The organism is Burkholderia sp. NLJ2, assembly GCF_049487195.1.
Taxonomy (GTDB): domain Bacteria; phylum Pseudomonadota; class Gammaproteobacteria; order Burkholderiales; family Burkholderiaceae; genus Burkholderia; species Burkholderia pyrrocinia.
This window is the reverse complement of sequence record NZ_CP137810.1, coordinates 1767770-1790728: the sequence shown is the minus strand read 5'-3', so window position 1 is coordinate 1790728 and position 22959 is coordinate 1767770. Positions and strand designations below refer to the sequence as shown.

Below are 22959 nucleotides of genomic sequence, written 5' to 3'. Positions count from 1 at the left end.
GCGAGAAATGACGGAAGACATGAAGACGTGGTTCGAGATTTACATGCTCCAGAACCGCTACATCGGGCACCTCGACAACGACCGGCTCGAACACTGGCCGGAAATGTTCACCGAGGACTGCACGTACGAGATCGTGCCGAAGGAGAACGCGGATCTCGGGCTGCCGGTCGGGATCGTCCACTGCACGAACCAGCGGATGCTGCGCGATCGCGTGGTGTCGCTGCGGCACGCGAACATTTTCGAGGAGCACACGTACCGGCACATGACGTCGGGCCTGACGATCGTCGCCGAACGCGACGGCGAGATCGACACCGAGAGCAACTACGTCGTCGTGCAGACGCGCAGCAATGGCGAGTCGAACGTGTACCAGGCCGGCAAGTACTACGACACGGTCGTGCGCACGCCCGACGGGCTGCGCTACAAGACCAAGCGCGTGATTTACGACACGTCGCGCGTGCAGACGCTGCTCGCAACCCCGATCTGACGAAGCAAGGAACCGACATGACCGAAACAACGCTCGTCGAGTGGCATCCGCTTGGCGCTTTCGACGAATTCTCCGAAGACGAACCGGCGGCGCGCGTCGCCGGCCAGAAGCCGATCGCCGTATTCCGGATCGGCGACGAACTGTTCGCGATGCATGACCTCTGCACGCACGGCCATGCGCGGCTGTCCGAAGGTTATGTGGAAGACGGTTGCGTCGAATGCCCGCTGCACCAGGGGCTGATCGACATCCGCACCGGTGCGCCGAAATGCGCGCCGATCACCGAGCCGGTGCGGACCTATCCGCTCCGGATCGTCGACGGGCAGGTGGAAGTCAATGTCGGCTGATCCGTTCGTGATCGTCGGCGCGGGTCACGCGGCCCGGCGCACGGCCGAAGCGCTGCGCGAACGCGACGCCGCGGCGCGCATCGTGATGATCGGCGCGGAGCGCGAGCTGCCGTACGACCGGCCCGCGCTGTCGAAGGATGCGCTGATGAGCGATGGCGGCGAGCAGCGTGCGTTCGTGCGCGATGCGGCGTGGTACGACACGCAGCGTATCGAGCTGCGGCTCGGCACGCGTGTCGATGCGATCGGGCGCGACACGCAGCGCGTGCAGCTCGACGACGGCACGACGCTGCCGTACGCGCGGCTCGTGCTCGCGACGGGTTCGCGGGTGCGCACGTTCGGCGGCGCGATCGACGAAGGCGTCGAGCCGCATTACGTCCGCACCGTTGACGATGCGCGTGCGTTGCGCACGCGACTTGCGCCGGGCCGCCGTGTGGCGGTGCTCGGCGGCGGTTTTATCGGCCTCGAGGTCGCGGCTGCGGCGCGCCAGCTAGGTTGCGACGTGACGGTGATCGATCCGGCGCCCCGATTGCTGCAGCGTGCGTTGCCGGAAGTCGTCGGTGCGTATGCGCGTCAGTTGCACGACGCGCGTGGCGTGGTGTTTCAGATGGCGACGCTGCCGCGAGCGATCCGTCGTGCGCCGTCCGGCGGTGCGATCGTCGAAACCGATCGCGGTGACGTGCAGGCCGATATCGTCGTGGTCGGCATCGGTGTCGTGCCCAATGTCGAGCTTGCACAGGCGGCCGGGCTCGACGTCGACAACGGGATATGCGTCGACGCGGGTTGCCGTACGGCCGATCCTGCGATCTTCGCGGCGGGCGAGGTGACGATGCACTTCAATCCGCTGCTCGGGCGTCATGTGCGGATCGAATCGTGGCAGGTGGCCGAAAACCAGCCGGCCGTCGCGGCCGCGAACCTGCTCGGCGCGGACGAGACCTATGCCGAACTGCCGTGGCTGTGGTCCGATCAGTACGACTGCAATCTGCAGATGCTCGGGCTGTTCGGCAGCGAACGCACGACCGTCGTGCGCGGCGATCCGGCGAGCGGGCCGTTCACGGTGTTCGGGCTGGGCGACGACGGCAGGATCGTCGCGGTGGCCGCGGCGAACCTGGGGCGCGACATCGGCGCATCGCGCCGGCTGATCGCGGCAGGGGCGGTGCCCGATCCGGTGAAGCTTGCCGATCCGGCGGTGAACCTGAAGACGTTTCTGTAGCGGCGGCAGGCGCGGCGAGTATGGCCGGCGCGGCGGATGGATTGCGTCGGCGATGACGTCGCCGGCCGCGCGTTTGCCGGACGGTTGCGCGACGTGGCCGGTGACGTGATGCGCGGCGGCGGTCGCGCGGGCCCGTCGCGCATCATGCCGCGCGTTTGTCGGCCGGTGCGAAATCGGGGATATTAGCGACATCGCCGATCCGCCCGTCCTCCATGACGCCTGACAAAGCCCTCGAACTGAAACGAAGCAAGCGCCGCGCGCTGTGGCTGCTGCTGGCCGCGGTCGCGGTATTCGTCACGACGATCCTGCTGCCGCGCGGCCCGTGGGTCGACGGCGTCAAGGCGGTGGCCGAGGCCGCAATGGTCGGCGCGCTCGCCGACTGGTTCGCGGTGGTCGCGCTGTTCCGTCGTGTGCCGATCCCGTTCGTGTCGCGCCATACCGAGATCATCCCGAAGAACAAGGACAAGATCGCCGACAACCTCGCGGTGTTCGTGCGCGAGAAGTTCCTCGGCCCCGATGCGCTCGCCGCACAGATCCGCCAGCACGATCCCGCGCAGAAACTCGGCGCATGGCTTGGCGAGCCGGCGAACACCGACGCGCTCGGCGGCTATGTGACGAAGCTGATGAGCTTCGCGCTCGACATGACCGACGACGCGCGGATCCAGTCGTTCGTCCACGACGCGTTCCGCGCGGTGATCGACCGGGTCGACCTGTCGCAATCGGCCGGCGCGATCCTCGACACGCTGACGAAGGACGGCCGCCACCAGGCGTTGCTCGACGATGCGATCGAACAGGTGGTCGATGTGCTCGACAAGGAGGAGAACCGCGAGGTGATCGCGGGCTTCATCGTCGAATGGCTGAAGACGCAGTATCCGAAAATCGAGAAGATCATGCCGACGCAGTGGTTCGGCGAGAACGGCGCGCGGATGCTCGCGAGCGCGGTGAGCCGCGTGCTGGAAGGCGTGGCGGCGGATCCCGAACACGAGCTGCGGCAGCGCTTCGACCGGACGGTCGTGCGGCTGACCGACCGGCTGAAGCACGATCCCGTGTTCATCGAAAAGGGCGAGGAGATCAAGCGCTACATCCGCGACGGCGATGCGTTCAACGAGTATGCGCGCGACTTGTGGGACCAGTTGCGCGCGTGGCTGAAGGCCGATCTCGCGCGCCCCGATTCGGCGCTGCACCGGCAGGCCGCGATGCTCGGCGGCTGGCTCGGCGCGCGGCTCGCCGAGAGCCCGGCGCTACGCGCGTCGCTGAACGAGCATGTCGAGAAGGCCGTGCACGAGATGGCGCCGGATTTCGCCGATTTCCTGATGCGCCATATCCGCGACACGGTGCGCAACTGGGATGCGCGCGAGATGTCGAGGCAGATCGAGCTGAACATCGGCAAGGATCTGCAGTACATCCGCATCAACGGCACGCTGGTCGGCGGGCTGATCGGGCTCGGGTTGTATCTGGTGTCGCTGGTGCCGCGCTGGGCGGCTGGTTGGCTGCATTGATGCGGCCGCGCCGGTGAACGGCGGCCACGGCGCCTACGCGTGCGTGCGCTCGCGCGGTTCGACCTTGCGGTCGATCTCGCTGCGCGTCGGCAGTGTCTTGAGATCGTAAGCGGCCTGCAGGTTCAACCAGAATTCCGGCGACGTATCGAAGTAGCGCGCGAGCCGGTAAGCCGTATCGGCCGTGATGCCGCGCCGTTCCTTGACGATCTCGTGCAAGCGTGTCGCCGGCACGTTCAACGCGAGCGCCAGTGCGTTGACGCTCATTTCCAGCGGAACGAGGAACTCTTCCCGCAGGACCTCGCCCGGATGAATCGGGCGCATTCCATTCTTGAGCATGCGAGGCTCCAGTCAGTGATAGTCGACGATCTCGACCTGGGTGGGGCCATCGTCACTCCATTCGAAACAGATCCGCCATTGCTCGTTGATGCGGATGCTGTGCTGGCCTCCCCGATCGCCTTGCAACGCTTCAAGCCGGTTGCCGGGTGGCGCCCGCAAATCGCGCAGTTCTTTCGCAGCGGCGACCATTTGCAGTTTCCGGGTGGCAACGATTTCGATCGTGCGGAAGCGCCTGGGCGATTCTCCAGCAAACAGCAACTGGGTATCCTTGCATCGGAACGATCTGATCATTACGGGCATGGTATTACGCTTGGCGTAATACGTCAATAAGGGTGAAATGGTTTCGACGATGCGTACGTCGAAGCGCCGCCGAGTGAAACGACCAATAGGAAACCTGAATGATCGGGAATGGGTGAGATCAACGCGTGACGACAGGCATCGCCAATGCATGCCGGCCGGTTTCTGTCGTCCCGACGAGTATAGGGGCGCACATTGCCTTTACGGGGCCGCTATGCCATTCGGACGATCCATTGCATCAACGGCACGCTGGTCGGCGGGCTGATCGGGCTCGGGTTGTATCTGGTGTCGCTGGTGCGGCGCTGGGCGGCCGGTTGGCTGCATTGATGCGGCCGCGGCCATCGCGCAGACGGCGCGATGGCGCGCGCCCACGCATCACGCGTGCGCTTTCGAGCCGTGCAGTTGCAGGCCGAGCGCCTTGATGACCTTCAGGATCGTGCCGAAGCTCGGGTTGCCGTCGTGCGACAGCGCCTTGTACAGCCCTTCGCGCGACAGGCCCGCATCGCGCGCGACCTGCGACATGCCGCGGGCGCGTGCGATCACGCCGAGCGCGTGCGCGATGAAGGCCGGATCGTCGCCGGCCTCTTGCAGGCACGCTTCGAAGTAATCGGCCATGTCGTCTTCGGTTTTCAGATGGTCGGCCGAATCCCACGGCCGGGTGCTGATCTTGTCCATCGATCACTCCATGTCGAGATGCGCAAGCATCGCGTGTGCGGCGCGTATGTCGGCCTGTTGCGTCGATTTATCGCCGCCGCAGAGCAGGATGACCCAGATCGTTCCGCGCCGGACGTAGTAGACGCGATAACCGGGGCCATGGTCGATACGCATTTCGACGACCGGCGAGCCGGCGGATTTCCAGTCGCCCGGATTGCCCATCGACAGGCGGTCGATGCGCGCCTGGATGCGGCGCTTCGCGACGCGATCCTGCAGGCCGGCAAACCATGCGTCGAAGACGCTGGTGGTCCGGATGCTGAACGTAGGCGCACTGTAGGGCATTGATTGCAGTATGTCAACCATGGTTCACAGGTATATCGGGCTATTCCGTAGTCGCTACATTAGGGCTGCCCGCTTCGTTTGCGCGCCAAATGGCCGTTCGGCCGAAGTCGAAATTTTCCGAATCCGTCTACAATCAATCACGTCTTTGCCGCCCGTGCGCGCCCGTCGCGCACGGGCGGGTCCGTTCGTCCTCCGGTATCCGGAGGCGCCGCCGCGCATTGCTCGTTGCGCGGCGGGAAGTGCCGTGGTCTGTGTCCAGTAGGTAATGCGTCCGCGTGCCGTAGGCCGGCGCGCGTCATGTACGCCGCGTGTCCGTAGGCCGGGCAGGCGGCATCAACCGAGAGTCCCCCATGAAAGCATCGGATTTGTTCGTGAAGGCGCTGGAAGCCGAAGGTGTCGAGTACGTGTTCGGCATTCCCGGCGAGGAAAACCTCGATCTGCTCGAATCGCTGCGGCGATCGAAGATCAAGCTCGTGCTCACCCGGCACGAGCAGGCGGCCGGGTTCATGGCCGCCACCTACGGCCGCCTGACGGGCCGCACCGGCGTGTGTCTCGCGACACTCGGGCCCGGCGCGACGAACTTCGTGACGGCCGCCGCGTATGCGCAGCTCGGCGGGATGCCGATGCTGATGATCACCGGGCAGAAGCCGATCAAGTCCAGCAAGCAGGGCCACTTCCAGATCGTCGACGTGGTCGACATGATGCAGCCGCTCACGAAGTTCACGCGGCAGATCGTGTCGATCGGCAACATCCCGTCGGCCGTGCGCGAGGCGTTCCGCCGCGCGGAGGAAGAGCGCCCGGGCGCCGCGCACCTCGAATTGCCGGAAGACATCGCGCACGAGGAAGGCGACGGCAAGCCGATCCCGCGCAGCTACAGCCGGCGGCCGATCGCCGAGGAGAAGGCGGTCGCGCACGCGGTCGACGCGATCCAGGCCGCGCGCCATCCGCTGCTGATGATCGGCGCGGGCGGCAACCGCAAGACGACCCGCAAGATCCTCGTCGAATTCGTCGACAGGACGGGCATCCCGTTCTTCACGACGCAGATGGGCAAGGGCGTGATCGACGAGACGCACCCGCTGTGGCTCGGCAACGCGACGCTGTCCGACGGCGACTTCGTGCACCGCGCGATCGAGCATGCGGACTGCATCATCAACGTCGGCCACGACGTGATCGAGAAACCGCCGTTCTTCATGCGCGCGGACGACAAGACCGTGATCCACGTGAACTTCCTCGGCGCGCAGGTCGATCCCGTCTATTTCCCGCAGATCGAGGTGGTCGGCGACATCGCGAACGCGGTGTGGCAGATGACGGAAGCGATCGCCCCGCAGCCGCACTGGGATTTCGCGCGCTTCGCGATGATCAAGGAGCATTTCGACGCGCATCTGGAGAAGGGCCAGCACGACCCGCGCTTCCCGATGTACCCGGTGCGCATCGTCAACGACCTGTACAACGCGCTGCCGGCCGACGGGATCGTCTGTCTCGACAACGGGATGTACAAGATCTGGTTTGCGCGCTACTGGCGCGCGCACGAGCCGAACTCGCTGTTGCTCGACAACGCGCTCGCATCGATGGGCGCGGGCCTGCCGTCGGCGATCGCGACCAAGATCGTGCATCCGCAGCGCAAGGTGATCGCCGTGTGCGGCGACGGCGGCTTCATGATGAATTCGCAGGAGCTCGAAACGGCGGTGCGGCTGAAGCTCGACCTCGTTGTGATGATCCTGCGCGACGATGCATTCGGGATGATCCGCTGGAAGCAGGAGAACATGAACTTCCCCGATTTCGCGATGACGCTGCAGAACCCCGATTTCGTGTCGTATGCGCAAAGCTACGGCGCGCACGGGCATCGCGTCGAATCGGCCGACGATCTCGAGCCGCTGCTGCGCGAGTGCTTCTCGTCGCCGGGCGTGCACGTGATCGACGTGCCGATCGACTATTCGGACAACGAGCGCGTGCTGAACCGCGAGATCAAGCGGCTGTCGGCGCAACTCTGAATTCCCCGTTCACAGGAAGGAGTCGTTCCATGTTGAAGGAAACCTATCCGTACTACCTCGCCAACGAGGCCGTCTACGCGAACACCGATCTGGAAGTGACGGACAAGTTCAGCGGCAAGGTCGCGACGCGCGTCGCGCTGGCCGACGCGCAGGCGATCGATGCGGCGATCGGCGCGGCGGTCGCCGCCGCGAAACCGATGCGCGAGTTGCCGGCCTTCAAGCGGCAGGCTGTGCTCGACCATTGCGTCGCGCGCTTTCGCGAGCGCTTCGACGAGCTGGCCGAGGCGCTGTGCATCGAGGCCGGCAAGCCGATCAACGATTCGAAGGGCGAGGTGACGCGGCTGATCGACACGTTCCGTGTGGCATCCGAGGAATCGGTGCGTATCGACGGCGAGATCATCAACCTCGAGATCTCCGCGCGTGCGCAAGGCTATACGGGCTACACGAAGCGTGTGCCGGTCGGCCCGTGCTCGTTCATCTCGCCGTTCAACTTCCCGCTGAACCTCGCCGCGCACAAGGTCGCGCCCGCGCTCGCGGCCGGCTGTCCGTTCGTGCTGAAGCCTGCGAGCCGCACGCCGATCGGCGCGTTGATCATCGGCGAGGTGCTCGCGGAAACCGACCTGCCGAAGGGCGCGTTCTCGGTGCTGCCCGCGCATCGCGACGGTGCCGATCTCTTCACGACCGACGAGCGTTTCAAGCTGCTGTCGTTCACGGGCTCGCCGGCCGTCGGCTGGGCGCTGAAGGAGAAGGCCGGCAAGAAGAAAGTCGTGCTGGAACTCGGCGGCAACGCGGCCGCGATCGTCGATGCGGACCAGCGCGACCGGCTCGACTACGTGGTCGAGCGTCTCGCGTTCGGCGCGTACTACCAGTCGGGTCAGAGCTGCATCGGCGTGCAGCGGATCCTCGTGCATGCCGATCTGTACGACGCGCTGCGCGAGAAGCTGATCGCGAAGACGCGTTCGCTGAAGATGGGCGATCCGAAGGATCCGTCGACGTTCGTCGGCCCGATGATCTCCGAATCCGAATCGCGCCGGCTGTCGGGCTGGATGGATGCGGCCGTCGCGGCGGGCGCGAAGATCGTCGCGGGCGGCAAGGTCGACGGTGCGATGTTCGAGGCGACGCTGCTGGAAAACGTCGGGCATGAGCAGGACCTGTACCGGAAGGAGGCGTTCGGCCCCGTCGCGATCCTCGAGAAATTCGACCGGTTCGACGACGCGCTCGCGCGCGTGAACGACAGCGACTTCGGGCTGCAGGCCGGCGTGTTCACCGATTCGCTCACGCATGCGCAGCGCGCGTGGGACGAGTTGGAGGTCGGCGGTGTCGTGATCAACGACGTGCCGTCGTTCCGCGTCGACAACATGCCGTACGGCGGCGTGAAGGATTCGGGCCTCGGCCGAGAAGGGATCCGTTACGCGATCGAGGACATGACCGAGCCGCGGCTGATGGTCGTGCGGCGCCGGTAACGCGCGGGGCGGGCAGCGCGGTGCCGCGACGGCACGCGGGCGGGCGATCATGCCGGCCCGCGTGCCGTTTTTCATCGCGGCGCATGCGCCGGCCCGCAACGGGCCCGCACCGCGTGGCGAGCCTCCCGAACGCGCTCGACTGCGGGCATCGCATCGTGATGTAATCGCGCCAAACTGCCGACCGGGGTACCACGCCGGAACGCGCGAATTCATTCTTCACGAGGTCGATTCATGTCTCCCGTCTCGGCATTCAAGCTGGTTTTGTTGTCATTCCTGGCGATCGTCGCGCTCGAATGCATCGCCAAGCGGTTGCGGCTGCCGCCCGCGGCCGCGCTGCTGATCGGCGGCATCGGCATCGCGTTCATCCCCGGCTTGCCGCCGATCAACCTCGATCCCGAACTGGTGCTGCTGGTATTCCTGCCGCCGCTGCTGATGGACGGCGCGTATTTTTCGGTGTGGGAGGAGTTCAAGCGCAACGTCGGCGGCATCCTGCTGCTCGCGATCGGCGCGGTCGTGTTCACGACGTTCGCGGTCGGCTTCGCCGTGCACTGGGTCGTGCCGGCGCTGCCGTGGGCCGCATGCTTCGCGCTCGGCGCGATCGTGTCGCCGCCCGACGCGGTTGCCGCGAAGGCCGTGCTCGAACGCGTCGCGCTGCCGCGCCGGCTGATGGTGCTGCTCGAAGGCGAGAGCCTGCTGAACGACGCGGCCGGCCTCGTGCTGTTCCGCTTCGCGGTCGCGGCCGCGCTCACCGGCGCGTTCAGCCTCGAGCATGCGGTCGTGCGCTTCGCGGAGCTCGGGCTCGGCGGCGTGGCGGTCGGCTTCGTGGTCGGCAGGCTCGTCGTGTGGTTCCTGAAGTTGCTCGACGACGACTATCTCGTGATTACCGTCGCGGTGATCGCCGGCTGGATCGCGTATATCGCGGGCGAAATGGTCGAGGTGTCGGGCGTGATCGCGACCGTCACGGCCGGCATGATCATCGGCTGGCATCAGCACGAGGTGTTCTCGGCGGCCGTGCGCACGCGCGGCACCGCGTTCTGGCAGGTCATCGTGTTCCTGCTCGAAGCGATGGTGTTCGTGCTGATCGGGCTGTCGCTGCGCGGCGCGATGCACCGGCTCGGCGGCTTCGAGCAGGTGCTCGGCACGATGGTGCCGCCGGTGCTCGCGGTGCTGGCGGCGGTGATCGTGTCGCGCTTCGTGTGGATCTATGCGGTCGAGGCGCTGAAGTGGCCGGTGCGCGGGATCGCGCGGCGCGGCGACGCGCCCGACTGGAAGGCCGCGACGATCATGAGCTGGGCCGGGATGCGCGGCGTCGTCACGCTGGCGATCGCGCTGTCGCTGCCCGAGGCGATGCCCGGCCGAGACGTGATCCTGGTCGCGTCGTTCGCGGTGATCCTGGTCACCGTGCTGCTGCAGGGCACGACGATCGGGCCGCTGATCCGGCTGCTGCGTTTGCCGCAACGCGAAGCGCGCGCCGCGCATCACCTGACCGAGCCGCAGACGTGGGCGTACGTCGAGGCCGCGCAGCTCGCGGCGATCCAGTCGCTCGTGCGCGACGAGAATGGCGTGGTGATCCATCCGCGCCTGCTCGAGCAATACACGTATCGCGCGGAAATGACCGAGCGGGCGAAGAACGAGCCCGCGTATCCGGCGGAAGTGCGCACCGCGCACTACGACGTGGTGCTGGCCGCGATCAAGGCCGGGCGCGCGGAACTGTTGCGCCTGCATCGTTCGGACCGCATCCATGACGAGATGCTGCACATGCTCGAACGCGATCTCGACCTGCAAGAAGTGTCCGCGCACCACGGGCGCGGGTAGGCGGACGCACCTCCATCGTCGGGCCGGCTTCCTGCCGGCCCGATGCGCGCGGGTCGATCCTCGCCCGGCGCGCCGTATTTTTTCTCCCTTCCTCCGGCCGATTCGACCCATTCGCATCAGGCCCCAATACGTCTCGCGATCGAGCCTTGCAGCGCATGCAAACCTCGCCGGGCCGGGCTCGCAAACGTTATCGTGTTTCGAATCCGGAAATGATCTGATTTATCTGATTGCGTCTCTTTCTGCATATTTGGCAAAACTAAACCGGAACGAGATAGATGCTGTGTTCTAATTTCATTTAGAATCAGCCAGTTATTTTTATTGAGAGAAAGAATGCGGAGGTAATGCGGCCGTCGACGGGGAAAATCCGGCGTCCCGAGCCCCGCAAGGCATTGCCGACAGGCCAAATCGGCGGAATCAGGCGGGGTTTTCAACCGCCAATATAAGATCGCGTCCAAGTCGGATAAACAACTCCTATGAAAGAATCGATTGGAGATTCGGCGTTTGAAACTGTATTTATGAAAGAATCGAGCAGTGATAATGCCCCGGATTGTCTTGAATCGGGGCTTTCGGTTCTCCTCGTCGACGATCAACCGTTCGTCGGCGAGGTGATCCGCCGCGCGCTGCGCAGCGAACACGACATCGACCTGCACGTGTGCACCGACGCACACCGGGCGATGGCGGTTGCGCGCGACGTGAAGCCGACGGTCATCCTGCAGGATCTCGTGATGCCCGAGATCGACGGCCTCGATCTCGTTCGCGCGTGGCGCGCGGACGCCGGCACCGCACGCGTGCCGATCATCGTGCTGTCCGCGAAGGAGGAGCCGATCGTCAAGCGCGAGGCGTTCATCGCCGGCGCGAACGACTATCTGGTGAAGCTCCCCGACGCGATGGAACTGACCGCGCGCATCCGCTATCACTCGAATTCGTACCTGATGTCCCGGCAGCGCGACGAGGCGCTCGATTTCCTGTCGCACGACATGCGTTCGCCGCAGACGTCGATCCTCGCGCTGCTCGACGTCTACCGGACCGAGCACGGCGACATGCCGGCGATCATGGAGCGCATCGCCGGCCATGCGCGGCGCGCGCTTGCGCTCGCCGACGGCTTCATCCACCTGACCCGCGCGCAGTCCGAGCGCCGCGCGCACGAGGTCGTGAGTCTCAACGAGATCGCGCTCGATGCCGTGGACCAGCTTTGGGAGAAGGCGGCCGGGTGCGGCAGCCGGGTCGTCGCGCACGTGCCCGATACCGAGTGCGTGACGATGGGCGACCGCATGATGCTCACGCGCGCGGTCGCGAACCTGATCGACAACGGGCTCAAGTACGGCCCGGCCGGCACGGACGTGCACTGCACGCTGAGCGGCGAGGACGGTGCCTGGCTGATCGGCGTCGAGGACACCGGCGCCGGCATCGCACCGGAGCAGCGCACGGCCGCGACCGAGTCGTTCGTGCAGCTCGAATCCGCGCATGGCGCGGCGCGCAGCGGCTTCGGCCTCGGGCTCGCGTTCGTCCGCGCGACGGCGGCGCGGCATCGCGGCCAGATTTTGATGCGCAATACGGCGCGCGGCTTCATGGTCGCGCTACGTTTGCCGGCGCAAGCGGAGCGGTGATTTCGCGGCGCGGCCTGCCGGCGCCGCGTCGTCCGTATCCGACCACGAGGCGCTCGTGGCGCGCCGACCGGCGCGCAGGCGGGCGTGGATTTTTTCAACGCTGATTTTAGAAAGCCCATAACGAACATGGCCACCGTGACGCCCCGCGCGACCAATGAAAGCCTGCATCCGACGATCGGCGCTACCCGGCTGACGCTCGGCAATCGCATTCTGCTCAGCTTCGGCGTGCTGTTCGTGCTGATGCTGGTGACAGCTGGCGTGTCCTACGAGCGCCTGCGCGCGATCAACAGCGAAGCCGTCAGCATCGAGCGCGACTCGCTGCCCGGCGTCTACCTCGCGTCGTCGCTGCGCGGCACGGTGAACGAATCGTTCACGCTGCTGCAGCAGGCAACGTTCGTCGACACCGACCCCGAGGCCGTACAGCGCGATCTCGCGAAAATTTCCGACGCGCTGAAGGAAGTCGAGTCGCTGTCGGTCGATTACCAGAACTCGATATTCCGCGACGACGACCGTCAGCGCTTCGCGACGTTTCGCGGCTCCTATGACCGCTACCTGCCGCTGCTGAACGAAGCCGTGCAGAAACACCGCGTGTCGCGCGACGAGGCCGTTGCCGCCTACGCGAAGGTGCAGCCCGTGTGGGTCGAGGTCGTGCGCAATGCGAATACGCTGGTACAGGAAAACCGCAAGTTCGCCGACCAGTCCGCGAAGTTGATCCGCGAATCCGTGCAGGACACCGAGGTCGTGCTCGCGACCGCGCTGGCGATCATGCTGCTGTCCGCGCTCGGGCTCGGCTACGTGCTATACCGTTCGGTCACCGTGCCGATGGCGCGGCTCGTCGAAGTGCACGACGTGATGCGCACCGGCAACCTGACGCGCCGCCTCGACCTGCGCCGCCGCGACGAATTCGGCACGCTCGAGACGGGCTTCAACCGGATGGCCGACGAGCTGACCGAGCTGGTCTCGCGCGCGCAGCAGTCGTCGCTGCAGGTGACGACGTCGGTCGCCGAGATCGCGGCGACGTCGCGCGAGCAGCAGGCGACGGCAAACGAAACCGCGGCGACGACGACCGAGATCGGCGCGACCTCGCGCGAGATCTTCGCGACGTCGCGCGACCTGCTGCGCACGATGAACGAGGTGGCCGGCGTGGCCGAACAGTCGGCGACGCTCGCGGGCGTGAGCCAGAGCGGGCTCACGCGGATGGGCGAGACGATGCGCAGCGTGATGGACGCGGCCGGTTCGGTGAACGCGAAGCTCGCGATCCTCAACGAGAAGGCGCTGAACATCAACCAGGTGGTCGCGACGATCACCAAGGTGGCCGACCAGACCAACCTGCTGTCGCTGAACGCGGCGATCGAGGCCGAGAAGGCTGGCGAGTACGGCCGCGGCTTCGCGGTCGTCGCGACCGAGATCCGCCGCCTCGCCGACCAGACGGCCGTGGCGACCTACGACATCGAGCAGACGGTGAAGGAAATCCAGTCGGCCGTGTCAGCGGGCGTGATGGGGATGGACAAGTTCTCCGAGGAAGTGCGCCGCGGGATGCTCGACGTGCAGCAGGTCGGCGGGCAGCTGTCGCAGATCATCGCCGAGGTGCAGACGCTCGCGCCGCGCTTCCAGATGGTCAACGAAGGGATGCAGACGCAGGCGAACGGCGCCGAGCAGATCACGCAGGCGCTGTCGCAGCTGTCGGAAGCCGCGCAGCAGACCGCCGAGTCGCTGCGACAGTCGTCGCAGGCGATCGACGACCTGACGCTCGTCGCGAACCAGTTGCGCACCAGCGTGTCGCGCTTCAAGGTCGACGCGTGACGCGCGCCGATACGCAGAACGGCGCGCACGCGCTGTTCCTGATGTTCGAGCTCGACGGCGAGCGCTATGCGCTCGACGCGGCCGGCATCGACGAGGTGCTGCCGCTCGCGATCACGAAAGCCGTGCCCGGCGCACCCGAATGGATCGCCGGGCTGCTGATGCGCGGCGGCCAGCCGGTGCCGGTGATCGACGTGCCGATGCTCGCGCTCGGGCGGCGCGCGCACGCGCAGCGCTCGACGCGGCTCGTGATGGTGCGCTACCGCGCGGGCAATGCCGACGGCGAGCGCGTGATCGGCCTGATCGTCGAGCGCGCGACGCAGACGATGCGGATCGATCGCGCGGCGTTCCGCGCGAGCGGCATCTCGACCGCGCGCACGCGCTGGCTCGGGCTCGTCGCGAACACGCCCGACGGCGTCGTGCAGCAGGTGTCGGTATCCGACCTGATCGACGACGTTGCGCGCCTGGTTCTGTTCGACGGCCTGCCGGGCCACCTGGAGGAGTCCGCATGAAAGAGTCCGAATCGCGATTTCGTGGCTGGCTGCTGCGCGAGACCGGCATCGACCCCGATTCGCTCGGCAACGATTTTCTGATCCGTGCGCTGACGGAGCGCGTGCACGCGCTGCAAACCGACGGCGAGCGGCTGCCGTCGGCGGCGCGGCCGCCCGTGACGCAGGACGCGCTCGACGCGTACTGGCAGCAGCTCAACGCGTCGGCCGACGAGCGGCGTGCGCTGATCGAGCTGTTCGTCGTGCCCGAGACGTGGTTCTTCCGCGACCGCGAGGCCTTCGCGACGCTTGCGCGGCTCGCGGCCGAACAGTTCGCCGCGACGCCCGGGCGCGTGATCCGCGTGCTGAGCGCGCCGTGCTCGACCGGCGAGGAGCCGTATTCGGCGGCGATGGCGCTGCTCGACGCGGGGCTCGAACCCGCCAGCTTCACGATCGACGCGATCGACCTCAGCGCGCGCGCGATCGAGCAGGCACGGCTTGCCTGTTACGGGCGCAACGCGTTTCGCGGCACCGCGACGGAGTTTCGTGCGCGCCACTTCACGCCGGCCGCCGACGGCTGGCTGCTCGACGAGCGCGTGCGCGCGTGCGTGCAGTTCCGTCACGCGAACCTCGTCGAACCGATCGTCGATACGGGCATTCGCTACGATTTCGTGTTCTGCCGCAACGTGCTGATCTACTTCGATCGCGACGCGCAGGATCGCGTGATCCGTTCGCTCGGCGCGTGTCTCGCCGACGACGGCATGCTGTTCGTCGGGCCGGCCGAAACCGGCGTCGCGATGCGGCACGGGATGCGCTCGGCACGCGTGCCGCTGGCATTCGCGTTTCATCGCGAGCCTGCCGCCGGTGCGGCGGCCGATGCAAGTGCGGCCCGGGCTGCGGCACCGCCGTCCGCGGCAGCGGCGTACCGGCGCGCGGAGCGCCTCACGGTCGCGCCGCTCGCGGCGACGCGCCCGGTGCTGGCCGTGGCGCCACCGGCCTGGTTCGGCGACGGGCTGCAGCCGTTCGCGGCGCCGGCGCCGGCCGTGCGTACGGCCGCGTTCGACGCACGGGCCGATCTGTCGCCGGCGACGGCCGAAGCGGCCGCACCCGTCGACGCACGCGTCGCGCCGACGCTCGAGGATGCGCAGGCGCTCGCGAACGCCGGCGCGTTCGACGAGGCCGAGCGCGTGCTTGCGCAATTCTCGGCGCGCGTCGGGCCGCATGCCGATGCGTTCTACCTGAACGGGCTGATCGCGGATGCGCGTGGGCGCGCGGCGGAAGCCGGCGACTTCTACCGGAAGGCGCTGTACCTGCGGCCCACGCACCACGAGGCGCTGACCCATCTCGCGACGCTGCTCGACGTCGGCGGCGATCGCGCGGGCGCGCAATGGCTGCTCGAGCGCGCACGGCGCTCGGCCGGCTGATACGAATACGGGATCGGGACCGACACCGCGATGACCAGAGGAATCCATGAACCGCGACGCCGCTGCCACTGACGACACGACGATCGACGTCGACGTCGACGATTGCTGGAACCGGATCGGCACGCGCGGCGACCGCTCGTGCGAACGGCTGGCCGACTGCCAGCGCTGCCTGAACTGCCCGGTCTACGCGTATCACGCGGCGAAGCTGCTCGAGCGTCCGCTCGACGATGCCGAGATGGCCGACGCGACGCGCCGGATCAGCGCGTTCGACACGACGCGCGTGTGCGACGACGACGATACGCGCCACGCGGCGCTGGCGTTTCGCGTGGCCGACGAATGGCTCGCGCTGCCGATCGGCGTGCTGCGCGAGATCGCCGGCACCCGCCCGATCCATTCGCTGCCGCATCGCCGCAATTCGGCCGTGCGCGGCGTGGTCAACATCCGCGGCACGCTGCGCATCGCGATCTCGATCGGCGCGCTGCTCGGCCTCGACGCCGGCAAGGGCGGTGGCGACGGCCGTTTCACGCGGCTGCTGGTGGCCGCGTACCAGGGCGAACCGGTCGTGTTTCCGGTCGACGAAGTCGAGGGCGTGCTGCGCTTCGGCGCATCCGACTGGGTGCCCGTGCCGGCGACGGTCGGGCGTGCGAGCGCCGGCCTGTCGCGCGGCGTGCTGTCGTGGCGCGGCAAGTCGGTGGGCCTGCTCGACGACGATCGCCTGTTCGACGCCGTGACACGGAGCATGCGATGAGCGGCGATGACGATCTGAGCCACCTGTCGCTGCTCGAGCTGTATCGAGAGGAGACGCGCACGCAGACCCAGGCGCTGTCCGAGCGCTTGCTCGCGCTCGAATCGGGCGAGCCCGATGCCGTTGCGCTCGAGGCGTGCATGCGCGCCGCGCATTCGCTGAAGGGCGCCGCGCGCATCGTCGGCGTGCCGCTCGGCGTCGACATCGCGGGGCGGATGGAAGAGTGCTTCGTCGCCGCGCAGACCGGCACGATCGCGCTGACGGCCACGCACGTCGACGTGCTGCTCGCCGGCGTCGACCTGCTGGTGCGCGTCGGCGATCCGCAGGGGCCGCCCGTGTCGTCGACCGAGATTGACGTGTTCGCGGCTGCTCTGACGGGCGCCGACGGCGCGCAGACGATGCACGCGCCGGCCGTCGTGCCGCCGGTGCCGCCGTCGGCCGTGCCGTATCGCGAGCACGACGGCGCCGCGAACGAGTCCGTCGGGGCCGGCGCCACGGTCCCGCCGCTCGCGGTGTCGGGCACGGTGCCCGATCCGGTCCAGGCCGGCCGCGTGGCCGGCGCCGGCGCGATGCGCCGCGTGCGCGCCGATACGCTGAACCGGCTGCTGAGCCTGTCCGGCGAATCGCTGGTCGAATCGCGCTGGCTCAAGCCGTTCGCCGAATCGATGCTGCGCGTGAAGCGTGCGCAGCGCGACGCCGCCCGTTCGCTCGATCTGATGGTTGAACAGTTCGCCGACGATCTCGACGCGGGCATGCTCGCGTCGATGAACGAAGTGCGGCACATGCTCAACGACCTGCAGCGTTCGCTCGCCGAGCGCATGGACGAATTCGACCGCTTCGAGCGGCGCAGCACGCATATCGCCGAGCAGCTCTACGACGAGGCGCTGCAATGCCGGATGCGGCCGTTCGGCGATGCGACGCGCGCGTATCCGCGCATCGTCCGCGATCTCGCGCGTTCGCTCGGCAAGCAGGTGCGCTTCTCGATCGTCGGTGAGGGCACGCAGGTCGACCGCGACATCCTCGACCTGCTCGACGCGCCGCTCGGCCACCTGCTGCGCAACGCGATCGACCACGGCGTCGAGTCGCCCGACGCACGGCTCGCGCGCGGCAAGACGGCCGAGGCGAGCGTGACGCTGGAGGCACGCCATAGCGCCGGCTCGCTGCTCGTCAGCGTGATCGACGACGGGCCGGGCGTCGACATGGACGCGCTGCGCGCGGCCGTCGTGCGCCAGCGCCTGACCGACGACGAGACGGCCGCGCGGCTGTCCGATCCCGAACTGCTCGAATTCCTGCTGCTACCGGGCTTTTCGATGCGCGACGCGGTGACCGACGTGTCGGGTCGCGGCGTCGGCCTCGACGCGGTGCAGGAGATGGTGCGCGGCGTGCGCGGCGCGGTGCGGATCTTCAACGAACCGGGCGCGGGCATGCGCTTCGTGCTGCAGCTGCCGCTCACGCTGTCGGTGATCCGCAGCCTGCTCGTCGAAGTCGGCGGCGAACCGTACGCGTTCCCGCTCGCGCACGTGCGCCGCACGCTCGAACTCGCGCACGACGACATCGACGTGCTCGAAGGGCAGCCGCATTTTCCGTTCGACGGCCGGCGCGCGGGCCTCGTCGCCGCGCACCAGTTGCTCGATGCGGGCGAGCCCGACGCGGCGCGCGCGAGCACGGCGGTCGTGGTCGTCGGCGGCGAACCCGAGTTGTACGGCGTCGCGGTCGATCGTTTCCTCGGCGAACGGATGCTCGTCGTGCAGCCGCTCGACAGCCGCCTGCACAAGATCCAGAACATCGCGGCCGGCGCGCTGCTCGAGAACGGCGACCCCGTGCTGATCGTCGATGTCGAGGACCTGATCCGCTCGGTCGACAAGCTCGTGCGAGGCGGGCAGCTCGCGCGGCTCAAGCGCGACCCGCAGTTCGCGCTCGTCGACCGGCGCCGCCGCGTGCTCGTCGTCGACGATTCGCTGACGGTGCGCGAGCTCGAACGCAAGCTGCTGGAAAAGCGCGGTTACGACGTGACCGTTGCGGTCGACGGGATGGACGGCTGGAACGCGGTGCGCAGCGACGCATTCGATCTCGTCGTCACGGACGTCGACATGCCGCGCATGGACGGCATCGAACTCGTCACGCTGATCAAGCGCGATCCGATGCTCAAGCGCGTGCCGGTGATGATCGTGTCGTACAAGGATCGCGACGAGGATCGCCGTCGCGGGCTCGACGCCGGCGCCGACTACTACCTCGCGAAGAGCAGCTTCCACGACGAGGCGCTGCTCGATGCCGTGCACGACCTGATCGGGGGCGCGCGCGGATGAACATCGGCATCGTCAACGACCTGCCGCTGGCCGTGGAGGCGCTGCGCCGCGTGCTCGCGCTGCGGCTGGACCACCGCGTGCTGTGGGTCGCGACCGACGGCGACGAGGCGGTGGATTTCTGCATCGCCCATCCGCCCGACCTTGTGCTGATGGATCTCGTGATGCCGAAGGTCGACGGCGTGGAGGCGACCCGGCAGATCATGGCGCGCGCGCCGTGCGCGATCCTGGTCGTGACGGCGAGCGTCAGCGCGAACACGTCGTCGGTCTACGAGGCGATGGGCGCGGGCGCGCTCGATGCGGTCGATACGCCGACGCTCGCGCTCGGGCTGTCGACCGACGCGTCGCCGCAGGCGCTGCTCGCGAAGATCGACCAGATCGGCCGGCTGCTCGAAAGCCGCACCGCGGCGCTCGTGCCGCCGGGGCCGACGCCCGCGCGCGGCCAGCCGACGCTCGTCGCGATCGGCGCGTCGGCGGGCGGGCCGACCGCGCTTACCGCGCTGCTGCGCGCGCTGCCGGCCGATTTCCCGGCTGCGATCGTGATCATCCAGCACGTCGACCAGGCGTTCGCGCTCGGGATGGCCGAATGGCTCGACGGTTATACGCGGCTGCCGGTACGCGTCGCGCGGCAGGGCAGCGTGCCGCAGGCCGGCGAAGTGCTGCTCGCGGCAACCAACGATCACCTGTATCTGTCGCCGCGCGGCGTACTCGGCTATACGCGGCATCCGGCCGAGACGCCGTACCGGCCGTCGATCGACGTGTTCTTCAACAGCGTCGCCGACGGCTGGCAGGGCGATGCGCTCGGCGTGCTGCTGACGGGCATGGGGCGCGATGGCGCGCTCGGCCTGAAGGCGATGCGCGCGAAGGGTTGCTACACGATCGCGCAGGACGAGGCGACCAGCGCCGTCTACGGGATGCCGAAAGCGGCCGCGGCGATCGGTGCGGCATCGGCGATCCTGCCGCTCGAGCGGATCGCGCCCCAACTGATCTCGCGCATCGCGCGCACGCCGCGCGACTGACGGCGCGCCCGAGGGGAGGGGCGCCGTGCTGTCCGGCGGTCCTGGCGACCGCATTGCGTGCGGTGCGCGGCGTCGCGTACAATTCCGGCCTGCGGAGATGGCATGCCTCCCTGCGGTCGTTCCCGGCGCGTTGCGTGCGGTGCGGCCCTCAACCGCCGGTTTGCCCGGCTGATGATGCCTGCGTGTTCCTGGGTTGTCAGGAGGTCGCAGGCCGTCCATGCGGTATTCTGCCGCCCAGGTTTTGATGTTCTGTCGAATCTGGAAATCATGTTTTTCACGACTTCTGCCGATCTTCTCGCGACCGTGCGCTACGTGTGCCGCTGGCTCGCTCTCTCGGCCCTGCTCGGCGCGCTGGCCGGCACGGCTTCCGCGCTGTTCCTGATCGCGCTCGACTGGGCGACCGGCACGCGCGTCGCGCATCCGTGGCTGCTGTGGGGGCTGCCGGCCGCCGGTTTCGCGACCGGGTGGGTCTACCATCGTTTCGGCCAGTCCGTCGCGCGCGGCAACAACTTGCTGATCGACGAGATTCACGACCCGAAGGCGCTCGTGCCGAAGCGGATGGCGCCGCTCGTACTCGTCGCGACCGTCGTCACGCACCTGTTCGGCGGCTCGGCCGGCCGCGAGGGTACGGCCGTGCAGATGGGCGGCGCGCTTGCCGATCGCGTCACGCACGTGTTCCGCCTCGATCGCGAGCATCGCCGCGTGCTGCTGATGGGCGGCATCGCGGCCGGTTTCGCGTCGGTGTTCGGCACGCCGCTCGCGGGCGCCGTGTTCGGGCTCGAAGTGCTCGCGATCGGGCGCGTGCGGTACGACGCGCTGCTGACCTGCGTCGCTTCGGCGATCGTCGCGGACGTCGTGTGTCGCGCGTGGGGCGTGCATCACACGGCCTATGCGATTCCGTTCGTGCCGGCTGTATCGGCGACGGGGCTGGCCGTGACGGTCGTCGCGGGCATCGCGTTCGGCGTCGTCGGCCGGCTGTTCGCGTTTGCGACGCATGCGCTGACCGCGTGGTTCCGGCGCATCGTCCGCTATGCGCCGCTGCAGCCGGTGCTCGGCGGCCTGCTGGTCGCGGCGGCGGCCACCGTGCTGAACGTGCCGCAATACATCGGCCTCGGCATTCCGACGATCGAGGCCGCGTTTCACGGTCCGCTGCCGCTCTACGATTTCGCGGGCAAGTTCGCGTTCACCGTCGTCACGCTTGCATCGGGGTTCAAGGGCGGCGAGGTGACGCCGCTGTTCTACATCGGCGCGACGCTCGGCAACGCGCTCGGCCAGGTGCTGGCGCTGCCGGTGCCCGTGCTCGCGGGGCTCGGCTTCGTCGCGGTGTTCGCGGGCGCGGCCAACACGCCGATCGCGTCGACGATCATGGCGATCGAACTGTTCGGCGCGGATATTGGCGTGTATGCGATCGTCGCGTGCGTCGTCGCGTATCTGTTTTCAGGGCACGCGGGGATTTATCGCGCGCAACGCGTCGCGGTGGGGAAGGGGGCGCAGGCTGAGGTGGAGTGAGGCGGGTGTGGAAAGCGGATTCGTCGCGGACCTTCCGGGAACCTGATACATGCTATGTCGGAGGTTGAACGTGTCGTTGCTTGCGCATCTCATCGGGCCGGGAGGCGCCGGAAAAACAACCGTCGGGGCAATCGTCGCAGATCGCTTGAACTGGCGGTTCCTCGATGTGGATCAATGCTTCCTGGCGTCGCACGGGAGCATCGCCGACTTCATCCGGGACCACGGATATGTCGAATACGCAGCGCACAACGTCCGGTTATACGAGCAACTCAAACGCGGGATTTCGGCGCCCACGATTTGTGCGGTTTCGTCCGGGTTCATGCTGTATCCGGCGAATGTCACGCCGACCTATTCGGCAGTTTGCCGGTGTATCGAGGAGGACACGCTCACGGCCCTTCTGTTGCCTGCGTTCGATCTCGAAAGCTGCGCGAAACTGGTTGTGGACCGTCAGATGTCGAGACCGTATCTGAACGCGGACGAAGCAAGCGAGATGCGCAAAATCTGCGATCGATTTCCTGCGTTCATGCGCCTGAGCTGCAAACGGTTTGCGAGCAACGGATCACCCGAGCGAGTTGCGGCTGACATCGAGCGCTTTATCGTGGCGTCCTTGCCGTCGATCGAACGCTCATGAGCGTTCGATCGACGCATCGTGGTAACCCGCAATCCGGGGAGTGATTGCGCGCTACCCTTAAATTCGTCCTCTGACGTTCGACGTATCCGAACCGTGGGTCGAGGTGTTTTCCGACGGCAGCCGGTACCCGGTGATCCAGCGGATCACCTGGCACGCCGGCATCCGTTACTTCTTCGGCAGTCGCGCGACGTTGCGGGCCAGCAGCTCCTCGATATCGACGCCTTTTTCCGCCAGCAGCGCCGTGACGATGCCGGTCAATTCGCCGAGCGTTTCCTGGACCGATTCGCGGATCGTATCGACGACGACCTGGGTGCTTCGCTCGATCTCGATGTTGACCTTGTCGTTGACGCCCTTCGCATCGAAGGTCGTCGCGCGGCGCGTTTCCGGAATCAGCCAGATTTCAAACCAGCCTTCGTCGCGATTGACGTCCGAAACCGTGAGGCTGCAGCCGTTGATCGCGATATAGCCCTTCGCGAACACATAGCGTTTGAAATCGGCCGGCACGCCGATGCGAATCATCCGGTTGTGTTCGGACGACGCGATGTGCAGGATGGTCCCCGGGAAGTCGACATGGCCGGACAGCGGATGCCCGCCGATTTCCGCGCCGTCCTTCGCGGCCCGCTCCACGTTGATCCGCGAGCCAGTCGCCAGATCGGCCAGCGTGGTGATCTTCAGGCTCGGCAACATCACGTCGAAGTCGATCAGCTCCGGCGAATGGATGGTCGTCACCGTCAGGCACACGCCGTCGACCGAGACGCTGGCGCCGATCTCGATGTCGTCGGTAAACCGCTCGGGGAATTCGATGCTGAAGGTTCTCAGCTCCCCGTGATCCTTGATGGTCTTGATGACGCCAACGCCCTGGACAATTCCTGTAAACATGATCGATCCCTCGTCGCAAATTTCCTGGCCGACATGATAAGTGATCCCGGAAAAGGCGGCTCCGCAGGGTGCGGCTCAGGGGTAGTCGGCGATATCCGCAGACGAGAAAAAGGCCGTGC

Annotated in this window: 22 protein-coding genes and 1 riboswitch; of the genes, 17 read left to right on the top strand and 5 right to left on the bottom strand. The window is 67.3% G+C overall.

What is annotated here, in order from left to right; all coding sequences use genetic code 11:
- The first annotated feature begins 7 nt into the window (after window positions 1-7).
- From andAd to R9B84_RS30350, 4 genes are all read left to right on the top strand, one after another.
- Window positions 8-484 carry an anthranilate 1,2-dioxygenase small subunit AndAd gene (andAd, locus tag R9B84_RS30365; protein ID WP_014900133.1) on the top strand — a complete coding sequence of 159 codons (477 nt, stop codon included), beginning with the start codon at window positions 8-10 and terminating at the stop codon, window positions 482-484.
- Between the two features lie 17 nt (window positions 485-501).
- Window positions 502-828 (top strand): anthranilate 1,2-dioxygenase ferredoxin subunit AndAb, encoded by a 327-nt coding sequence (gene andAb, locus R9B84_RS30360; RefSeq protein ID WP_423761160.1) that lies wholly within the window; start codon window positions 502-504, stop codon window positions 826-828.
- Window positions 818-2038 carry an anthranilate 1,2-dioxygenase system ferredoxin--NAD(+) reductase gene (gene andAa / locus R9B84_RS30355; protein WP_423761159.1) on the top strand — a complete coding sequence of 407 codons (1221 nt, stop codon included), beginning with the start codon at window positions 818-820 and terminating at the stop codon, window positions 2036-2038. Before andAb ends, andAa begins: the two co-directional genes overlap by 11 nt.
- A gap of 212 nt (window positions 2039-2250) precedes the next feature.
- Complete coding sequence (locus R9B84_RS30350) at window positions 2251-3537, top strand: DUF445 domain-containing protein (protein ID WP_423761158.1); 1287 nt, start codon at window positions 2251-2253, stop codon at window positions 3535-3537.
- A gap of 33 nt (window positions 3538-3570) precedes the next feature.
- On the opposite strand, the gene R9B84_RS30345 is transcribed toward R9B84_RS30350, so the two are convergent.
- Complete coding sequence (locus tag R9B84_RS30345) at window positions 3571-3873, bottom strand: HigA family addiction module antitoxin (RefSeq protein ID WP_047901479.1); 303 nt, start codon at window positions 3871-3873, stop codon at window positions 3571-3573.
- A 12-nt stretch (window positions 3874-3885) separates the two neighbouring features.
- Window positions 3886-4164 (bottom strand): type II toxin-antitoxin system RelE/ParE family toxin, encoded by a 279-nt coding sequence (locus R9B84_RS30340; protein WP_423761157.1) that lies wholly within the window; start codon window positions 4162-4164, stop codon window positions 3886-3888.
- A 201-nt stretch (window positions 4165-4365) separates the two neighbouring features.
- Between R9B84_RS30340 and R9B84_RS30335 the strand changes: the two genes are divergently transcribed.
- Window positions 4366-4497 carry a hypothetical protein gene (locus R9B84_RS30335; RefSeq protein WP_423761156.1) on the top strand — a complete coding sequence of 44 codons (132 nt, stop codon included), beginning with the start codon at window positions 4366-4368 and terminating at the stop codon, window positions 4495-4497.
- A gap of 48 nt (window positions 4498-4545) precedes the next feature.
- Here R9B84_RS30335 and R9B84_RS30330 read toward each other — a convergent pair whose 3' ends face one another.
- Together R9B84_RS30330 and R9B84_RS30325 are read right to left on the bottom strand one after the other, a co-directional pair.
- Complete coding sequence (locus tag R9B84_RS30330; protein ID WP_039344756.1) at window positions 4546-4845, bottom strand: addiction module antidote protein; 300 nt, start codon at window positions 4843-4845, stop codon at window positions 4546-4548.
- A gap of 3 nt (window positions 4846-4848) precedes the next feature.
- On the bottom strand, window positions 4849-5166 hold the full coding sequence (locus R9B84_RS30325; RefSeq protein ID WP_423761155.1) for a type II toxin-antitoxin system RelE/ParE family toxin: 318 nt from the start codon (window positions 5164-5166) through the stop codon (window positions 4849-4851).
- Between the two features lie 350 nt (window positions 5167-5516).
- Between R9B84_RS30325 and R9B84_RS30320 the strand changes: the two genes are divergently transcribed.
- The 12 genes from R9B84_RS30320 to R9B84_RS30265 all read left to right on the top strand — a co-directional run bounded on the left by R9B84_RS30320 (window position 5517) and on the right by R9B84_RS30265 (window position 21961).
- Entirely contained in the window at window positions 5517-7157 is a 1641-nt protein-coding gene (locus R9B84_RS30320; RefSeq protein ID WP_423761154.1) for an acetolactate synthase large subunit, read from the top strand.
- Window positions 7158-7186: 29 nt separating this feature from the next.
- Window positions 7187-8620 (top strand): aldehyde dehydrogenase family protein, encoded by a 1434-nt coding sequence (locus R9B84_RS30315; protein ID WP_423761153.1) that lies wholly within the window; start codon window positions 7187-7189, stop codon window positions 8618-8620.
- 231 nt (window positions 8621-8851) lie between these two features.
- Complete coding sequence (locus tag R9B84_RS30310) at window positions 8852-10435, top strand: Na+/H+ antiporter (protein WP_423761152.1); 1584 nt, start codon at window positions 8852-8854, stop codon at window positions 10433-10435.
- Between the two features lie 473 nt (window positions 10436-10908).
- On the top strand, window positions 10909-12042 hold the full coding sequence (locus R9B84_RS30305) for a hybrid sensor histidine kinase/response regulator (protein WP_423761151.1): 1134 nt from the start codon (window positions 10909-10911) through the stop codon (window positions 12040-12042).
- A gap of 126 nt (window positions 12043-12168) precedes the next feature.
- Window positions 12169-13845, top strand: coding sequence for a methyl-accepting chemotaxis protein (locus tag R9B84_RS30300; protein ID WP_423761150.1), 1677 nt, complete (start codon window positions 12169-12171; stop codon window positions 13843-13845).
- Complete coding sequence (locus tag R9B84_RS30295; protein ID WP_423761149.1) at window positions 13842-14354, top strand: chemotaxis protein CheW; 513 nt, start codon at window positions 13842-13844, stop codon at window positions 14352-14354. The genes R9B84_RS30300 and R9B84_RS30295 overlap by 4 nt, the downstream gene beginning before the upstream one ends.
- The gene (locus tag R9B84_RS30290; protein WP_423761148.1) at window positions 14351-15754 is read left to right on the top strand and encodes a CheR family methyltransferase; all 1404 of its coding nucleotides are present in this window, start codon (window positions 14351-14353) and stop codon (window positions 15752-15754) included. The genes R9B84_RS30295 and R9B84_RS30290 overlap by 4 nt, the downstream gene beginning before the upstream one ends.
- A gap of 46 nt (window positions 15755-15800) precedes the next feature.
- Window positions 15801-16502: a chemotaxis protein CheW gene (locus R9B84_RS30285; protein ID WP_423761147.1), complete on the top strand. Its 702-nt coding sequence runs from the start codon at window positions 15801-15803 to the stop codon at window positions 16500-16502.
- A complete protein-coding gene (locus tag R9B84_RS30280; protein ID WP_423761146.1) occupies window positions 16499-18805 on the top strand; it encodes a hybrid sensor histidine kinase/response regulator in 2307 nt (768 codons plus the stop codon). Before R9B84_RS30285 ends, R9B84_RS30280 begins: the two co-directional genes overlap by 4 nt.
- On the top strand, window positions 18802-19821 hold the full coding sequence (locus R9B84_RS30275) for a chemotaxis response regulator protein-glutamate methylesterase (protein ID WP_423761145.1): 1020 nt from the start codon (window positions 18802-18804) through the stop codon (window positions 19819-19821). The genes R9B84_RS30280 and R9B84_RS30275 overlap by 4 nt, the downstream gene beginning before the upstream one ends.
- A gap of 84 nt (window positions 19822-19905) precedes the next feature.
- Window positions 19906-20009, top strand: a riboswitch (Fluoride riboswitch).
- 79 nt (window positions 20010-20088) lie between these two features.
- Window positions 20089-21330 (top strand): voltage-gated chloride channel family protein, encoded by a 1242-nt coding sequence (locus tag R9B84_RS30270; RefSeq protein WP_423761144.1) that lies wholly within the window; start codon window positions 20089-20091, stop codon window positions 21328-21330.
- Between the two features lie 70 nt (window positions 21331-21400).
- Window positions 21401-21961 (top strand): shikimate kinase, encoded by a 561-nt coding sequence (locus R9B84_RS30265; RefSeq protein ID WP_423761143.1) that lies wholly within the window; start codon window positions 21401-21403, stop codon window positions 21959-21961.
- Between the two features lie 165 nt (window positions 21962-22126).
- Here R9B84_RS30265 and R9B84_RS30260 read toward each other — a convergent pair whose 3' ends face one another.
- Complete coding sequence (locus tag R9B84_RS30260; protein WP_423761142.1) at window positions 22127-22840, bottom strand: riboflavin synthase subunit alpha; 714 nt, start codon at window positions 22838-22840, stop codon at window positions 22127-22129.
- Window positions 22841-22959 lie beyond the last annotated feature (119 nt).

Excerpts from the sequence above, each read along its gene's own strand:
- andAa (WP_423761159.1), top strand. The coding sequence starts at position 818 with ATGTCGGCTGATCCGTTCGTGATCGTCGGCGCGGGTCACGCGGCCCGG.
- R9B84_RS30285 (WP_423761147.1), top strand. The coding sequence starts at position 15,801 with ATGAACCGCGACGCCGCTGCCACTGACGACACGACGATCGACGTCGAC.
- R9B84_RS30300 (WP_423761150.1), top strand. The coding sequence starts at position 12,169 with ATGGCCACCGTGACGCCCCGCGCGACCAATGAAAGCCTGCATCCGACG.
- R9B84_RS30330 (WP_039344756.1), bottom strand. The coding sequence starts at position 4,845 with ATGGACAAGATCAGCACCCGGCCGTGGGATTCGGCCGACCATCTGAAA.
- R9B84_RS30325 (WP_423761155.1), bottom strand. The coding sequence starts at position 5,166 with ATGCCCTACAGTGCGCCTACGTTCAGCATCCGGACCACCAGCGTCTTC.
- R9B84_RS30275 (WP_423761145.1), top strand. The coding sequence starts at position 18,802 with ATGAACATCGGCATCGTCAACGACCTGCCGCTGGCCGTGGAGGCGCTG.
- R9B84_RS30350 (WP_423761158.1), top strand. The coding sequence starts at position 2,251 with ATGACGCCTGACAAAGCCCTCGAACTGAAACGAAGCAAGCGCCGCGCG.
- R9B84_RS30260 (WP_423761142.1), bottom strand. The coding sequence starts at position 22,840 with ATGTTTACAGGAATTGTCCAGGGCGTTGGCGTCATCAAGACCATCAAG.
- R9B84_RS30270 (WP_423761144.1), top strand. The coding sequence starts at position 20,089 with ATGTTTTTCACGACTTCTGCCGATCTTCTCGCGACCGTGCGCTACGTG.
- andAd (WP_014900133.1), top strand. The coding sequence starts at position 8 with ATGACGGAAGACATGAAGACGTGGTTCGAGATTTACATGCTCCAGAAC.
- R9B84_RS30305 (WP_423761151.1), top strand. The coding sequence starts at position 10,909 with ATGAAAGAATCGATTGGAGATTCGGCGTTTGAAACTGTATTTATGAAA.
- andAb (WP_423761160.1), top strand. The coding sequence starts at position 502 with ATGACCGAAACAACGCTCGTCGAGTGGCATCCGCTTGGCGCTTTCGAC.
- R9B84_RS30290 (WP_423761148.1), top strand. The coding sequence starts at position 14,351 with ATGAAAGAGTCCGAATCGCGATTTCGTGGCTGGCTGCTGCGCGAGACC.
- R9B84_RS30280 (WP_423761146.1), top strand. The coding sequence starts at position 16,499 with ATGAGCGGCGATGACGATCTGAGCCACCTGTCGCTGCTCGAGCTGTAT.
- R9B84_RS30340 (WP_423761157.1), bottom strand. The coding sequence starts at position 4,164 with ATGATCAGATCGTTCCGATGCAAGGATACCCAGTTGCTGTTTGCTGGA.
- R9B84_RS30315 (WP_423761153.1), top strand. The coding sequence starts at position 7,187 with ATGTTGAAGGAAACCTATCCGTACTACCTCGCCAACGAGGCCGTCTAC.
- R9B84_RS30310 (WP_423761152.1), top strand. The coding sequence starts at position 8,852 with ATGTCTCCCGTCTCGGCATTCAAGCTGGTTTTGTTGTCATTCCTGGCG.
- R9B84_RS30320 (WP_423761154.1), top strand. The coding sequence starts at position 5,517 with ATGAAAGCATCGGATTTGTTCGTGAAGGCGCTGGAAGCCGAAGGTGTC.
- R9B84_RS30345 (WP_047901479.1), bottom strand. The coding sequence starts at position 3,873 with ATGCTCAAGAATGGAATGCGCCCGATTCATCCGGGCGAGGTCCTGCGG.